General features: G+C 63.5%; 15 protein-coding genes. 5 read left to right on the top strand and 10 right to left on the bottom strand.

The window, feature by feature from the left end:
- Positions 1-68: 68 nt before the first annotated feature.
- Both NTD88_RS11425 and NTD88_RS11420 read right to left on the bottom strand, forming a co-directional pair.
- Positions 69-293 (bottom strand): hypothetical protein, encoded by a 225-nt coding sequence (locus NTD88_RS11425; RefSeq protein WP_095157046.1) that lies wholly within the window; start codon positions 291-293, stop codon positions 69-71.
- 398 nt (positions 294-691) lie between these two features.
- Complete coding sequence (locus NTD88_RS11420) at positions 692-1,072, bottom strand: helix-turn-helix domain-containing protein (RefSeq protein ID WP_262156097.1); 381 nt, start codon at positions 1,070-1,072, stop codon at positions 692-694.
- A gap of 78 nt (positions 1,073-1,150) precedes the next feature.
- Between NTD88_RS11420 and NTD88_RS11415 the strand changes: the two genes are divergently transcribed.
- From NTD88_RS11415 to recR, 4 genes are all read left to right on the top strand, one after another.
- Positions 1,151-1,633, top strand: coding sequence for a DUF2938 domain-containing protein (locus NTD88_RS11415; protein ID WP_262156096.1), 483 nt, complete (start codon positions 1,151-1,153; stop codon positions 1,631-1,633).
- 103 nt (positions 1,634-1,736) lie between these two features.
- On the top strand, positions 1,737-3,842 hold the full coding sequence (dnaX, locus tag NTD88_RS11410; RefSeq protein ID WP_262156095.1) for a DNA polymerase III subunit gamma/tau: 2,106 nt from the start codon (positions 1,737-1,739) through the stop codon (positions 3,840-3,842).
- 64 nt (positions 3,843-3,906) lie between these two features.
- Positions 3,907-4,233, top strand: coding sequence for a YbaB/EbfC family nucleoid-associated protein (locus NTD88_RS11405; RefSeq protein WP_028945400.1), 327 nt, complete (start codon positions 3,907-3,909; stop codon positions 4,231-4,233).
- A 93-nt stretch (positions 4,234-4,326) separates the two neighbouring features.
- Entirely contained in the window at positions 4,327-4,929 is a 603-nt protein-coding gene (gene recR, locus NTD88_RS11400; RefSeq protein WP_095157050.1) for a recombination mediator RecR, read from the top strand.
- Positions 4,930-5,101: 172 nt separating this feature from the next.
- Here the strand turns inward: recR and NTD88_RS11395 are convergent, their stop codons facing one another.
- On the bottom strand, positions 5,102-5,650 hold the full coding sequence (locus NTD88_RS11395; RefSeq protein WP_262156094.1) for an adenine phosphoribosyltransferase: 549 nt from the start codon (positions 5,648-5,650) through the stop codon (positions 5,102-5,104).
- 56 nt (positions 5,651-5,706) lie between these two features.
- On the bottom strand, positions 5,707-6,441 hold the full coding sequence (gene fnrA / locus NTD88_RS11390) for a Crp/Fnr family transcriptional regulator FnrA (RefSeq protein ID WP_095157052.1): 735 nt from the start codon (positions 6,439-6,441) through the stop codon (positions 5,707-5,709).
- Positions 6,442-6,595: 154 nt separating this feature from the next.
- Here fnrA and NTD88_RS11385 point away from each other — a divergent pair, with 154 nt between their 5' ends.
- Entirely contained in the window at positions 6,596-7,054 is a 459-nt protein-coding gene (locus tag NTD88_RS11385; RefSeq protein ID WP_262129530.1) for a hypothetical protein, read from the top strand.
- A gap of 14 nt (positions 7,055-7,068) precedes the next feature.
- On the opposite strand, the gene hemN is transcribed toward NTD88_RS11385, so the two are convergent.
- From hemN to ccoG, 6 genes are all read right to left on the bottom strand, one after another.
- The gene (gene hemN / locus NTD88_RS11380) at positions 7,069-8,451 is read right to left on the bottom strand and encodes an oxygen-independent coproporphyrinogen III oxidase (protein WP_262129531.1); all 1,383 of its coding nucleotides are present in this window, start codon (positions 8,449-8,451) and stop codon (positions 7,069-7,071) included.
- An 82-nt stretch (positions 8,452-8,533) separates the two neighbouring features.
- Complete coding sequence (locus tag NTD88_RS11375; RefSeq protein ID WP_262156093.1) at positions 8,534-9,217, bottom strand: sulfite exporter TauE/SafE family protein; 684 nt, start codon at positions 9,215-9,217, stop codon at positions 8,534-8,536.
- Positions 9,210-9,437 carry a cbb3-type cytochrome oxidase assembly protein CcoS gene (gene ccoS, locus NTD88_RS11370; RefSeq protein WP_262129533.1) on the bottom strand — a complete coding sequence of 76 codons (228 nt, stop codon included), beginning with the start codon at positions 9,435-9,437 and terminating at the stop codon, positions 9,210-9,212. Before ccoS ends, NTD88_RS11375 begins: the two co-directional genes overlap by 8 nt.
- A 12-nt stretch (positions 9,438-9,449) precedes the next feature.
- On the bottom strand, positions 9,450-11,903 hold the full coding sequence (locus NTD88_RS11365) for a heavy metal translocating P-type ATPase (RefSeq protein ID WP_262156092.1): 2,454 nt from the start codon (positions 11,901-11,903) through the stop codon (positions 9,450-9,452).
- 91 nt (positions 11,904-11,994) lie between these two features.
- Positions 11,995-12,531 (bottom strand): FixH family protein, encoded by a 537-nt coding sequence (locus tag NTD88_RS11360; RefSeq protein ID WP_262156090.1) that lies wholly within the window; start codon positions 12,529-12,531, stop codon positions 11,995-11,997.
- A 12-nt stretch (positions 12,532-12,543) separates the two neighbouring features.
- The gene (gene ccoG, locus NTD88_RS11355; protein ID WP_262156088.1) at positions 12,544-13,962 is read right to left on the bottom strand and encodes a cytochrome c oxidase accessory protein CcoG; all 1,419 of its coding nucleotides are present in this window, start codon (positions 13,960-13,962) and stop codon (positions 12,544-12,546) included.
- Positions 13,963-14,205: the final 243 nt, after the last annotated feature.

Genomic DNA, 14,205 nt, shown 5'->3' with positions numbered 1-14,205 from the left:
GGGATTCTACCTGTATGGGGCGGGTATTGAGGCGGGAAGACCGCGGAGTTGAACTCCGCGGTCTTCATTCACATTGGCGGGCTCTCTGGCGGAGCCGTCAGCGCAACCGTGAGAAGTGCCCTGGACATTCGCATTTCCACCAGTGCGTCATTGAGCATTCCTTCGTGGTGCTGGTTGTGCAGGGCAAGTAGCGCCGCAGCGGCGAAGATTGCATTTTCGAGATGCTCCGCGGCTGTGCGGATGGCTTTCTTTTCAGGGGAAATCAGGGGTGGATCGGGGACAAGCTTTTTCATGGCGTATTCCTCATTTCATCAATGAATTCGCCACTTGGCTCGCTGCTAAACGAACTAGGGTGGCGGCTGCACGTGGGTTAGCAGACCGGTGAAATGAGAAAACCCGGCGCACCCGAGGGTGCCCACACGCACAGCCGCCATAACTGGATGCTGGTGGTTTCATCATTTCGACGGACTGCTAATCCGTGTCGTTGATCTGGCAACGACCGGCGAAGACTAGGCATCGTTTCCAAGGGATGCAACCACCAGGCGGGGTCGGGGAGTATGCTTGGGAAGTTGCCTACAAGAAAGTCGGATATCGGTGAAGTTTTTAGGCAAGTGCAACAGGATGTTGGCCTGTTTTGCCAATCAGGACTTCATCGCTGGCAAGCCAACTCCCACAGGGTTCTATGCAGCCCTCAAGAGCGCTTTAGCAACGACACCTTCATCAACCGCTGAAACGTTGGGCACGCCAAATGATCGTCCGCCGGGCACGCCGCCGCGTGCCGCAACCCCTTGCTCATCGCCTGCAAGCGCTTGACCTGCGCATCGATCTCGTCCGCCTTGGCCGCCAGCTTCTCGCGATCCACCTGCAGATTGACCAGCATCGCTCCCACTTCATCCAGGGAAAATCCCGCCGCTTGTCCTAGCGCGATCAAGGCCAGCCGATCTCCTACGTCCGCCGCGAACTGCCGGCGCTGTCCCGGTTGGGCAAGCGATTCGAGCAAGCCCTTCTTCTGGTAGTAACGCAGCGTCGAGGCCGGTACTCCGGTGCGTTTGGCGACGTCGGCAATGTCCATCGGCATGTCCTTGACTTGAAGTTGACTTCAACTTCTAAGCTGCGCGGCATGTTTCGTCAACGTGCCGAGGAGTTTTCCATGTCCATCCTTCTTTCCACTCTACTGATCGGTATCGGCGCCACGCTGGTCATGGACCTGTGGGCCCTATTGCTCAAGCGCCTGGGTATCACCACCCTCAATTTCGCCATGGTCGGGCGCTGGGCGGGGCATCTGTTTCGCGGTCGTTTTCACCATGCGGCGATTGCCCGGACTGAGCCTGTGGCAAACGAATTGATGTGGGGCTGGATCATCCATTACGCGGTGGGTGTGCTGTTCGCCGCGCTGTTGGTGGCGGTGATGGGGCAGGGCTGGCTGCGGGCGCCGACGGTGCTGCCCGCGCTGTTGTTCGGCATTGTTTCAGTGATTGCGCCGTTTTGTGTCATGCAGCCGGCGATGGGCGCAGGGTTCTTTGCTTCGCGGACGCCGACGCCGGGGAAAAACCGTCTGCGTAGCCTGATGACCCACGGTGTATTCGGTCTGGGGCTGTATCTGGCGGCGTTGTTGCTGACGTGCAGCCCTTGATGCCGCGATTTCCGGGCCCGAGACGGAATGGCAGGATGCAATTTTGCCCCCGCTCCGCTAGCATTAGCGATCTTCCCGCTCGTTCAGGCTGCGATGGTTTTTCATGAGTTATCAGGTTCTTGCACGTAAATGGCGTCCGCGCTCGTTCCGCGAAATGGTCGGCCAGACCCATGTGCTGAAGGCCCTGATCAATGCGCTGGACAATCAGCGCCTGCACCACGCCTACCTGTTTACCGGTACCCGCGGTGTCGGCAAGACCACCATCGCGCGGATCATCGCCAAATGTGTCAACTGTGAAACCGGCATCACTTCGACCCCCTGCGGCACCTGCTCGGTGTGCAGGGAGATCGACGAGGGCCGGTTCGTCGACCTGATCGAGATCGACGCCGCGAGCCGGACCAAGGTCGAGGACACCCGCGAACTGCTGGACAACGTGCAGTACGCGCCGAGCCGCGGGCGCTTCAAGGTCTACCTGATCGACGAAGTGCACATGCTTTCCAGCCACTCTTTCAATGCCTTGCTCAAGACGCTTGAAGAGCCGCCGCCCTACGTCAAGTTCATCCTGGCAACCACGGACCCGCAGAAGCTTCCTGCGACCATCCTGTCGCGTTGCCTGCAGTTTTCCCTGAAGAACATGACCCCCGAGCGTGTGGTCGAGCACCTGAGCCATGTGCTGGGTGTCGAGAACGTGCCATTCGAAGACGACGCACTGTGGTTGCTGGGTCGCGCCGCCGATGGCTCGATGCGCGATGCCATGAGCCTCACCGACCAGGCCATCGCCTTTGGCGAAGGCAAGGTGCTGGCTGCCGATGTGCGGGCGATGCTCGGCACGCTGGATCACGGTCAGGTCTACGGTGTGCTCCAAGCGTTGCTGGAAGGCGATGCCCGTGCCTTGCTCGAAGCGGTACGGCACCTTGCCGAGCAGGGGCCGGACTGGAACGGCGTGTTGTCGGAAATGCTCAATGTGCTGCACCGCGTGGCCATCGCCCAGGCGCTGCCCGAGGCGGTGGACAACGGCCAGGGCGATCGCGAGCGGGTGCTGGACCTGGCCCAGGCGCTGCCGGCCGAGGATGTGCAGTTCTACTACCAGATGGGCCTGATCGGTCGCCGCGACTTGCCGTTGGCGCCGGACCCGCGTGGTGGTTTCGAGATGGCGTTGCTGCGCATGCTGGCGTTCCGCCCGGCGGACAGCGGCGATGCACCGGGCACGACGCTAAAGCCAGTGGGAATCAGCCAGGCCACAACTGATTCCCCAGCGCCGGTGGCTCCGGTTGCGATTGCCGCACCAGCCCCCGAGCCTGTTGCAGCTCCAGCTCCAGCTCCAGCTCCAGCTCCAGCTCCAGCTCCAGCTCCAGCTCCAGCTCCAGCTCCAGCTCCAGCTCCAGCCGTCGAGCCGGAGCCTGCACCTGAGTCGGTTGCCGAGGTTCAGCCCGAGCCCGAGCCGGTGGCGGAGAAAATCGATCTTCCGTGGGACGAGCCGAGCCTGGCACCGGCAGTTGAAGCCGCTTCGGAACCCAAGCCCGAGCCTGAAGCACAGCCCGAGCCGACCCCTGTTCCCGAGCCCGAACCCGCACCGGTCGCTACGCCAGCACCAGCGGCCGAGCGGCATGACGAGCCGCCGCCGGACGACCACAGCTACAGCCCAGCCGGCATGGATCGCGATGACGAGCCGCCGCTGGATGATGATTACTATGGCGGCGAGGTCGATCCGGCGAGCTACAGCTACCTGGACGAACTCGCCAGCGAACATGCTGCTGAGCCGGCTGCCGAGCCGGAGCCCGAACCGGCGGCACAGCCAGCGACCGGCCTGGCTCTACAATGGTTGGAAATGTTCCCGAGCCTGCCGATCTCCGGCATGACCGGTAATATCGCCGCCAACTGTACGCTGATGGCCGTGGACGGCGATCACTGGCTGCTGCACCTGGATCCGGGCCACAGCGCGCTGTTCAACGCGACCCAGCAGCGCCGCCTGAACGATGCGCTGAACCAGCACCTGGGCCGCAACCTGACGCTGACCATCGAGCTGATCCGCCCCGAGCAGGAAACGCCGGCCCAGGCCGCATCCCGCAAGCGCGCCGATCGCCAGCGCGAGGCCGAGGAATCGATCGAGAACGATCCGTTCATCCAACAGATGATCCAGAAGTTCGGTGCCACCGTGCGCCACGATACTATTGAACCTGTCGATGCCCTGGCCAGCCAGGGCGAATAACCGGATACCCAGCGCCGCGCCTGGTGCGCGGTGTGCCAAGTAACTTGATACCGAGGTGATTCCCATGATGAAAGGTGGCATGGCCGGCCTGATGAAGCAGGCACAGCAGATGCAGGAAAAAATGGCCAAGATGCAGGAAGAACTGGCCAACGCCGAAGTGACCGGTCAATCCGGCGCCGGTCTGGTCAGCGTGGTCATGACCGGTCGTCATGACGTCAAGCGCATCAGCCTGGACGACAGCCTGATGCAGGAAGACAAGGAAGTGCTGGAAGACCTGATCGCCGCCGCCGTCAACGACGCCGTGCGCAAGGTCGAGCAGAACAGCCAGGAAAAAATGGGTGGCATGACTGCGGGCATGCAGTTGCCGCCAGGCTTCAAGATGCCGTTCTAAGACGCATCTGTTTCACCCGGTGGGAGCACGGCTGCAAGGCCGTCGCTCCCATCGTCGTTTCTCCCCATTCGATGAGTTGCCAGGCCTTTTACCATGAGCTTCAGTCCCCTGATTCGCCAGTTGATCGATGCCTTGCGCACCTTGCCGGGCGTGGGTCAGAAAACCGCCCAGCGCATGGCCTTGCAGTTGCTCGAACGTGACCGCAGCGGCGGTGTTCGTCTGGCCCAGGCCCTGAGCCAGGCCATGGAAGGGGTCGGCCACTGCCGGCAATGCCGCACCCTCACCGAGCAGGAGCTTTGCCCGCAATGTGCCGATCCACGGCGCGACGACACGCTGTTGTGCGTGGTGGAAGGGCCGATGGATGTGTATGCGGTGGAGCAGACCGGTTACCGCGGTCGCTACTTCGTGCTCAAGGGGCATTTGTCGCCGCTGGACGGGCTTGGGCCGGAGGCGATCGGGATTCCGCAGTTGATGGCGCGGATCGCGGAGCAGGGCACCTTCACCGAAGTGATCCTGGCGACCAACCCCACCGTTGAAGGCGAGGCGACCGCGCATTACATCGCGCAGTTGCTGGCGGACAAGGGCCTGGTGGGCTCGCGGATCGCCCATGGTGTGCCGCTGGGTGGCGAGTTGGAACTGGTGGATGGCGGGACGCTGGCGCATTCGTTTGCGGGGCGCAAACCGATGTCGCTCTGAGTCTGACGCGGGCACCGTAGGCGCGGATTTATCCGCGAACGGCGGCGAAGCGGTCGCAGAGTCTGAGCCCCGAGTTTGTCTGGCACACCCGGGGCTCAGGTTTTATGGCCGCTGCGCGCCCAATCGCGGATGAATCCGCTCCTACCGGGCGGCGGCCTGCGTTATCGCGGGATCAATATTCGCTCAGCGAAAACTCGGTCAGGCAGAAGGTCGAAATCCCGGCGTCCTGCAGTTTCTGCGAACCGCCCAGCTCTGGCAGGTCGATGATCGCCGCCGCTTCAAATACCGCCGCGCCCATGCGCCGGACCAGGTTCGCGGCGGCCAGCAGGGTGCCGCCGGTGGCGATCAGGTCGTCGAAGATCAGCACCGCGTCGCCTTCGCACAGGCTGTCGGCATGCACTTCCAGGAAGGCTTCGCCGTACTCGGTCTGGTAACCCTCGGAAATCACGTCGGCCGGCAGCTTGCCCTGTTTGCGGAACAGGATCAGCGGCTTGTTCAACTGGTGGGCGATGATCGAGCCGATCAGGAAACCGCGGGCATCCATGGCGCCGATATGGCTGAACTCGGCCTCGACGTAGCGCTCGATGAACTGGTCGGCGACATGGCGCAAGCCCCGTGGCGACTGGAACAGCGGGGTGATGTCACGGAAGATCACGCCGGGTTTGGGAAAGTCCGTAACCGGGCGGATCAGGGATTTGAGGTCAAAGCTGTCGCTGGGCATGGAGCGGGTATCCTGAAAGGCAAAACGCCCGCCAGTATACCCGTTTGCCGAGGATTTCAGGCTTCCAGTGCGCCACCAGCCAGCGCGCAGAGCTGGATCGGGTCGAGAATCCGTACTTCCTTGCCTTCGGCTTCGATCAGGCCGTTCTGCTGGAAGCGGGTAAACACGCGGGACACGGTTTCCACTGCCAGGCCCAGGTAATTGCCGATTTCGTTGCGCGACATGCTCAGGCGGAACTGGTTGGCCGAGTAGCCACGGGCACGGAAACGCGCGGAGAGGTTGACCAGGAAGGTGGCGATCCGCTCGTCGGCGGTCTTTTTCGACAACAGCAGCATCATTTGCTGATCGTCGCGGATTTCCCGGCTCATCACCCGCATCAGTTGCCGGCGCAGTTGCGGCAATTGCACCGACAGTTCGTCCAGCCGCTCGAAGGGGATTTCGCATACCGACGTGGTCTCTTGCGCCTGGGCCGAGACCGGGTAGGTTTCGGTGTCCATGCCCGACAAACCCACCAGTTCGCTTGGCAGGTGGAAGCCGGTGATCTGTTCTTCGCCGCCGTCGCTCAGGCTGAAGGTTTTCAGGGCGCCGGAGCGCACCGCGTAAACCGAACCGAAGTTGTCACCCTGCCGGAACAGAAACTCGCCTTTTTTCAGCGGGCGCCCACGTTTGACGATTTCATCCAGCGAATCCATGTCTTCCATGTTCAGTGACAGAGGCAGACACAGAGGCGCCAGGCTGCAATCCTTGCAATGGGCCTGGTTGTGAGGGCGCAGTTTAACAGGCTCAGACATTTCATCATTCCTTGTGGGAAAGCACACATAGAACACAAGGGTAACTCAGCCGGGACGGTTGAGGCCAGCGTGCTCTGTTTTGGTGCGCTCCCCGCTCAAGTTCGCGGGTTTCAAGCCGATAACAATTGCATCACGTCTCTCAGGCAGAACCAGCATGTTGACCGTCGATCTTCAGGCCACTCGCCAGGCCTCTGTTTCCGGGCATTCCGAGCCCGTTCAGGCGAAGCGCGGAGAAGAAGGCGAGGGCACCACAACACCGGGTGAAGGGGTGAAGGTCAGCCTTTCTCTCAAGGGGCTGGAGGTGTCGGGCCAGCGTCAAGATGACGCGGATATCGACGAAAGCGGCTTGCCGGAGTCGGTTCGCCAATTGTTGAAGATGATCCGCAAGCTGCAGCGGGAATTGGCTGAAGCCCAGCGTCAGTTGCAGTCTCTGATGCGGGATCGTTCCCTTGATCCGGTGGAAATGCAGAAAAAGACGGCGGCCTTGGAAGCCCGGGTCAGTGCATTGTCTGCCTCGTTGAACACCGTCAACTTCGGCCTGGTCCGGGCCATGGGGCAGTTGGCGCTGACGCCGGACCAGGTCGGCAAGGCAATCAAGTTGCTAAATGCCTGAGCCGCGCCCGCGACTCAGATCACTCGCGAAAAACGCTGGCGGTTGTTCAGGTCCAGGTAGGCGTCGAACACCATGCACACCGAGCGCACCAGCAGGCGACCGGCTGGCAACACGCTGATGCCGTCGTTGCGCAGCTCGATCAGGCCGTCCTTGGCCATGCCTTCCAGTGCCGGCCACAAATCCTTGAAGTAGCCCCGGAAATCGATGGTGAAGGCCTGTTCGATGCGTTCGAAATCCAGTTCGAAATGGCAGATCAGGTCCTGGATCACGGCCCGGCGCACGCGGTCGTCCTGGGTGCAGATCAGCCCGCGGCTGGTGCCCAGTTGCGCGGCATCCAGGGCGTTCTGGTATTCGTTGAGGTCACTGCTGTTCTGGCAGTAGAGGTCGCCGATCTGGCTGATGGCCGACACGCCGAGGCCGATCAGGTCGCAATGACCATGGGTGGTGTAGCCCTGGAAGTTGCGCTGCAGGGTCGATTCTTCCTGGGCGATAGCCAGTTCATCGTCGGGCAGGGCGAAGTGGTCCATGCCGATGTAGCGATAGCCGGCGCGGGTCAGTTGCTCGATGGTGTTGTGCAGCATCTCCAGCTTCGCCGCCGGTGCTGGCAGGTCGCTGCTGTCGATGCGCCGTTGCGGCATGAAGCGTTCGGGCAGGTGCGCGTAGTTGAACACCGACAGCCGGTCCGGCTGCAGCTTGATCACTTCTTCGACGGTGCGGGCGAAGCCTTCCGGGGTCTGCTTGGGCAGGCCGTAGATCAGGTCGAGGTTGATCGAGCGGAATTGCAGGGTCCGCGCCGCTTCGATGATGGTGCGGGTCTGTTCCAGGCTTTGCAGGCGGTTGATCGCCCGCTGGACGACCGGGTCGAGATCCTGCACGCCGAGGCTGACGCGGTTGAAGCCCAGTTCGCGCAGCAGGCCCATGGTCGACCAGTCCGCCTCGCGGGGGTCGATTTCGATGCCGTAGTCGCCCGAGTCATCGTCCAGCAAGTTGAAGTGCTTGCGCAGTTGCGCCATCAACTGGCGCAGTTCGACGTGGCTGAGGAAGGTTGGCGTGCCACCGCCCAGGTGCAGTTGCTCGACGGTCTGGCCGGGATCGAGGTGGCAGGCGATCAACTGGATTTCCTGTTCCAGCCGCTGCAGGTAAGGCTGTGCGCGGGCGCGGTCCTTGGTGATGACCTTGTTGCAGGCGCAGTAGTAGCAAATGTTGGCGCAGAACGGCACATGGACGTAGAGAGACAGCGGACGCGCCGCTCGGCGGCTGTCACGCAGGGCGTGCAGGAGGTCGAAGGAGCCGATTTCGCTGTGCAGTTGCACTGCGGTCGGATAGGAGGTGTAGCGCGGGCCGGCCAGATCGTAACGGCGAATCAGGTCAGAGTCCCATTGGAGGGCGTCGTGCATGGTGGCAGTCCCAGGAATTGCGGCAGTGTCCGGAGTCTAGGGAGCCACACGTACAGCGGTGTTGATTTGTATCAAATCCGCTTCAGTGACCCATCAGCCAGTGCTGGTGCGGGCCGGGCAGGGTCCACAGGCCAAACAGGATCACCAGCAGGCCCCCGGCCACCCGCACGCCACGGCGACGCAACAGGGCGTTGCTGCGCTCGGCGGCAAGGCCTGTAGCCAGCAATACCGGCCAGGTGCCGACACCGAAGGCCAGCATCAACAGAGCGCTGTTCACCGCGCTGCCCTGGCTGGCGGCCCAGAGCAGGGTGCTGTAGACCAAACCGCACGGCAACCAGCCCCACAGCGCGCCCAGCAGCAAGGCCCGCGGAATGCTGGAAACCGGCAGCAGGCGCGTCGCTACCGGCTGGATATGTCGCCACAGGCCACGGCCGAGGCTTTCGATGCGGGTCAGGCCGCTCCACCAGCCGGCCAGGTACAGGCCCATGCTGATGAGCAGCAGCGCCGCGACCACGCGCATCGCCGTGGCCAAGGGGCTCCCGGCCAGCGCCCAGCCGGCGAGGCCCAGCAGCAGCCCGGCGCTGGCGTAGCTGAGTACGCGGCCGAGGTTGTAGGCCAGCAAGAGTTGCAGGCGGCGGCCGCGTTGTTCCGGCGGAATCGCCAGGGTCAGGGCGCCCATCAGGCCGCCGCACATCCCCAGGCAGTGGCCGCCGCCAAGCAGGCCGAGGATCAGTGCCGAACTCAGCAGGGGTAGCAAATCAAACACGGGGCTTGGGCTCTTTCGGCTCGTCGGGGTTGGCGTTCGGCGGGTCCTGTCGTTCTTGCACCGCGGCTTGGTGCTTTGGGTCCTGGTCGTCGAAGAGGATGCTGTGGGCCGGGCCGTCGAGGTCTTCGTATTGGCCGCTGTCCACCGCCCAGAAGAAGATGTACAGGGCGATGCCGACGAGTACCAGGGCGGCAGGAATCATCACGTAGAGGGCGGGCATGGGATCTCCTGGTCAGGCCGTTGCGGGGTGGGTGGCGCTGGCCGGACGGTTTGACGCCGGCGCGCCGCGCAGCCGGGTCAGGCGCAGGGCATTGAGGACCACGATCAGCGAGCTGACCGACATGCCGACCGCCGCCCATATCGGTGTGATCCAGCCCAGGGCGGCGAACGGCAGCATGAGGCCATTATACAGGCCGGCCCAGAGCAGGTTTTCGATGATGATCCGCCGTGTGCGCCGCGCGAGGCTGAAGGCCTGCACCAGGGTGTCCAGGCGATTGGACAGCAGCACCGCGTCGGCGCTGGTCTTGGCCAGGTCGGTGGCCGAGCCCATGGCGATGCTGATGTCGGCGGCGGCCAGGACCGGCACGTCGTTGACCCCGTCACCAAGCATCAGCACCTTGCGGCCTTCGGCCTGCAGGGCTTTCAGTTGTTGCAGCTTGTCGTTCGGGCGCAGGCCGCCGATAGCCTGGTCGATGCGCAGTTCGGCGGCGACGCTGGCAACCATCGGCGAGCTGTCGCCGGACAGTAGCAGGGTTTTCCAGCCACGGGCGCGGCAGGCGTCCAGCAGGTCGGCGGCATCGACGCGCAGGCGGTCGTCGAGGACGAACCAGGCCAGCGGGCCCTGGCTATCGCCCAGCAACAGCCATTGTCCGGGTTCGTCCGGCATGGCGGGCACTGCCGCACCGCTCAACTCGCAGACGAATGCCGGCTGGCCGATACGCAGCAGGCGCTCTTCGACTCGGCCTTCCAGACCCAGGCCGGGGCTGCTCTGAACGGCGTCCGCCACCGCCACGGTGCGGCCGAAGGCGCGGGCGATGGGGTGCTCGGAGCGGTTTTCCAGGGCGGCGGCAAGGCGCAGGCAATGATCGGCGTCCAGCGCGCCCAGCGGACGGATCGAGCGCAGGGTCAGGCGGCCTTCGGTGAGGGTGCCGGTCTTGTCGAAGATCACCGTGTCGATCTGGTTCAGGCCTTCCAGCACATGGCCGCGGGTCAGCAACAGGCCGAGGCTGTGCAGGGTGCCGGTGGCGGCGGTGAGGGCGGTCGGGGTGGCGAGGGAGAGGGCGCAAGGGCAAGTGGCCACCAGCATCGCCAGAACAATCCAGAAAGCCCGTGACGGATCGATCTGCCACCACACCAGGCCGATGCCTGCGGCGGCGATCAGGCTGAACAGCAGGAACCATTGCGAAGCGCGGTCGGCGATTTCTGCCAGTCGCGGTTTTTCCGACTGAGCCCGCTCCAGCAGGCGCACGATCGCCGAGAGTCGGGTGTCGTGGCCGAGCGCCATAACTTCCACGGTCAGCGCGCTTTCCACGTTGAGGGTGCCAGCGGTGACGGCATCGCCGCGCTGGCGCGGATGGGGCAGGTATTCGCCGGTCAGCAGCGATTCATCGACGCTCGATTGCCCTTCGACGATCCGTCCGTCCGCCGGCAGTACCGCGCCCGGCTGGACCAGGATGCGGTCGCCGATCTGTAGTTCGCGCAGGAGGATTCGCTCGCTGTTGCCGGTGTCGTCCAGGCGCAGGCACGAGGCCGGCAGCAGGTTGACCAGTTGCGCGGTGGCGGCGGCGGTGCGCTCGCGGGCGCGGCGTTCCAGGTAGCGCCCGGCCAACAGGAACAGGGCGAACATGCCCACCGCGTCGAAGTACAGCTCGCCGCTGCCGGTGATCGCGGTCCAGATGCCGGCACCGTAGGCCAGGCCGATGGCCAGCGAGACCGAGACGTCCATGGTCAGGTGGCGGGTGCGCAGGTCGCGGGCGGCGCCGCGGAAGAACGGCGCGCAACTGTAGAAGACGATGGGTGTGGTCAGAAACATCGCCACCCAGCGCAGGATGATGTGCAGCTCGGGGCTGAGGTCGATGTTGAATTCCGGCCAGGTGGCCATGGTTGCCATCATCGCCTGGAACCACAGCAGCCCGGCGACGCCGAGTTGGCGCAGGGCGGTGCGGTTCTCGCTGGCCAGTTGTTCGGCGGCGCGGTCGGGCTGGTACGGATGGGCGGCGTAGCCGATGTGGCGCAGTTCGGCGAGCAGCTTCGACAGCGGCAACTGGCTGTCGGCCCAGCTTACCAGCAGACGGTGGTTGGACAGGTTCAGGCGGGCTTCGGCCACGCCCGGCACGCCTCGCAGGTGTTTCTCGATCAGCCAGCCGCACGCCGCGCAACTGATGCCTTCGATCAGTAGGGTGGTTTCCGCCAGCTCGCCATCATGTCGGACGAAGGGTTGCTGGACGTCGGCGCGGTCGTACAGGGCCAGTTCGTCCACCAGTTGCCGCGGCAGGGCGTCGGGGTTGGCGCTGGCTTCGCTGCGGTGCTGGTAGTAGCTCTCCAGTTTGCCGGCGACGATGGCCTCGGCCACCGCCTGGCAGCCAGGGCAGCAGAATTCCCGCGCCTCGCCGAGGACCACGGCGGTGAAGCGGCTCCCGGCCGGGACGGGCAGGGCACAGTGGTAGCAAGGCGTGGGGGTGGTCATGGCTGTCTTAGTGCAGATTTATGGTGTGGGTCGCATCGCGAGCACGCTCGCTCCTACAGGGGTAAGGCGCGAGCGTGCGTGCGTTGGCGGTTTATTTATCGAGGTGCTCAGCCCCCTTGAGCGCCTCGTCACCCAGCAGCAGGGTCACGTCGTGGGCAACATCTTCCTCTTCGAACAGCCGCCAGGTCTTGCCTTCCTGGGTTCCCAGCAGTTCGACGAAGCGACGACCTTCGACCCGATCATCCAGTTGGCCCAGATACCGACCCGGCTCGCTGCTCAGGGTCAGGGCGATCTTGCGGTCCTTCTCCGGCTGGGTCGGCGAGATCAGATTGAGCTCCAGGGCCTGCGGCTGGCTGTCACCGCTCAGGCGCAGTTCGACTTCGCCGGTGACTTCGTCCAGGTGCACGCTGGCCTTGAGGTTGAGGGTCTGCGCCAGCAGTTCGCGGTCCAGTGAGCGGTTGATGCCCTTGCCGGCCTCGTAGTAGTTGTCGTTGACCAGGTTGTCCGGGTTGTTCACGGCAATGCTGACCATGGTCAGGCTCAGGGTCACCGAGGTGGCCAAAATGCCGATGATGATCCAGGGCCAGAGGTGCTTGTACCAGGGGCTGTGAGCGCTTGCTGCAGGCATTGAAAGACTCTCTTAGCGGATTTGCGGGCCGATGAACCGGCTCTTGGCTTCAACCTCGGTGCCGCTGTCGTCAGCGTCCTTGAGAATGAAGGTGACGTCGTTGGTGGTCGACGGCAGTTGTTCCGGCGCCACCGACAGTTGTACCGGCAGGCTGACGATATCGCCGGCCGCCACACGGATCTCCCGTGCGCCTTCCAGACGCAGTCCCGGCAGGCCCTCGGCTTCCAGCACGTAGACGTGGTCGTGCTGATCCTTGTTCATCACTTTCAGGCTGTAGACGTTCTCGATCCGGCCCTGGGCGTTTTCGCGGTAGAGCACCCGGTCCTTGCTGACGTCGAAGCCTACCAGCGAACGCATGAAGAAGGCGCTGGCGAGCGCGCCGATCATCACCAGCAGGACCACGAAGTAGCCGATCAGCCGCGGTCGCAGCATGTGGGTCTTCTGCCCGGACAGGTTGTGCTCGGTGGTGTAGCTGATCAGGCCACGCGGGTAGTTCATCTTCTCCATGATGTTGTCGCAGGCGTCGATGCAGGCAGCGCAGCCGATGCACTCGATTTGCAGGCCGTCGCGGATGTCGATGCCGGTCGGGCAGACCTGGACGCACATGGTGCAGTCGATGCAGTCGCCGAGGCCCTTGGCCTTGTAGTCGATGTCTTTTTTACGCGGGCCACGGGTCTCGCCGCGACGCGGGTCGTAGGAAACGATCAGGGTGTCCTTGTCGAACATCACGCTCTGGAAGCGGGCGTACGGGCACATGTAAATACACACCTGTTCGCGCAGCCAGCCGGCGTTGCCGTAGGTGGCGAGGGTGAAGAAGCCGACCCAGAAGTAGGCCCAGCCGTCCGCTTCACCCGTGAAGAAGTCCACCATCAGTTCGCGGATCGGTGCGAAATAGCCGACGAAGGTGATGCCGGTGACGAAGCCGATCAGCAGCCAGAGGGTGTGCTTGGCGGTCTTGCGGGCAGCCTTGTTGGCGCTCATCGGCGCCTTGTCCAGTTTCATGCGCTGGTTGCGGTCGCCTTCGGTGACCTTTTCGCACCACATGAAGATCCAGGTCCAGACGCTCTGCGGGCAGGTGTAGCCGCACCAGACGCGCCCGGCGAATACGGTGATGAAGAACAGGCCGAAGGCGGCGACGATAAGAATGCCGGAGAGGAGGATGAAATCCTGCGGCCAGATGGTGGCGCCGAAGATGTAGAACTTGCGCTCCGGCAGATTCCACCAGACGGCCTGGTGACCGCCCCAGTTCAGCCAGACGGTGCCGAAATAGAGGAGAAAGAGGAGTGCGCCGCCTGCCATTCGCAGGTTGCGGAAAATACCGGTGAAGGCTCGGGTGTAGATTTTTTCCCGCGCGGCGTAGAGGTCCACGCTCTCGTTTTTCTTCTTGTTGGCAGGCGGGGTGATGTCTTGTACAGGAATCTGCTTGCTCATCGTTTACAGTCCCACGGCAGTGGAAAGATGCCGCGGTCAGTGCATGCCGACCGCAGTCAGAAGTGTTTCTGCTCTGGCCCGCATGATACGCCTGTGCTGGCATTCTGGGGCGCGGGTGCGACACTGGGTCGCGTTGGGTAATGCTCGACAATGGTGTATTGGCGGTGTCAATTGATCCAGGTCATGACCAGGGTGATTGAGCCCCTGAAAAAACACCTCTGCATCCCCACCAAGAAAAAAGGC

The organism is Pseudomonas sp. 20P_3.2_Bac5 (assembly GCF_025466035.1).
Lineage (GTDB): Bacteria > Pseudomonadota > Gammaproteobacteria > Pseudomonadales > Pseudomonadaceae > Aquipseudomonas.
The sequence above is the reverse complement of the archived record's forward strand: the minus strand, read 5'-3'. Positions and strand labels throughout refer to the sequence as shown.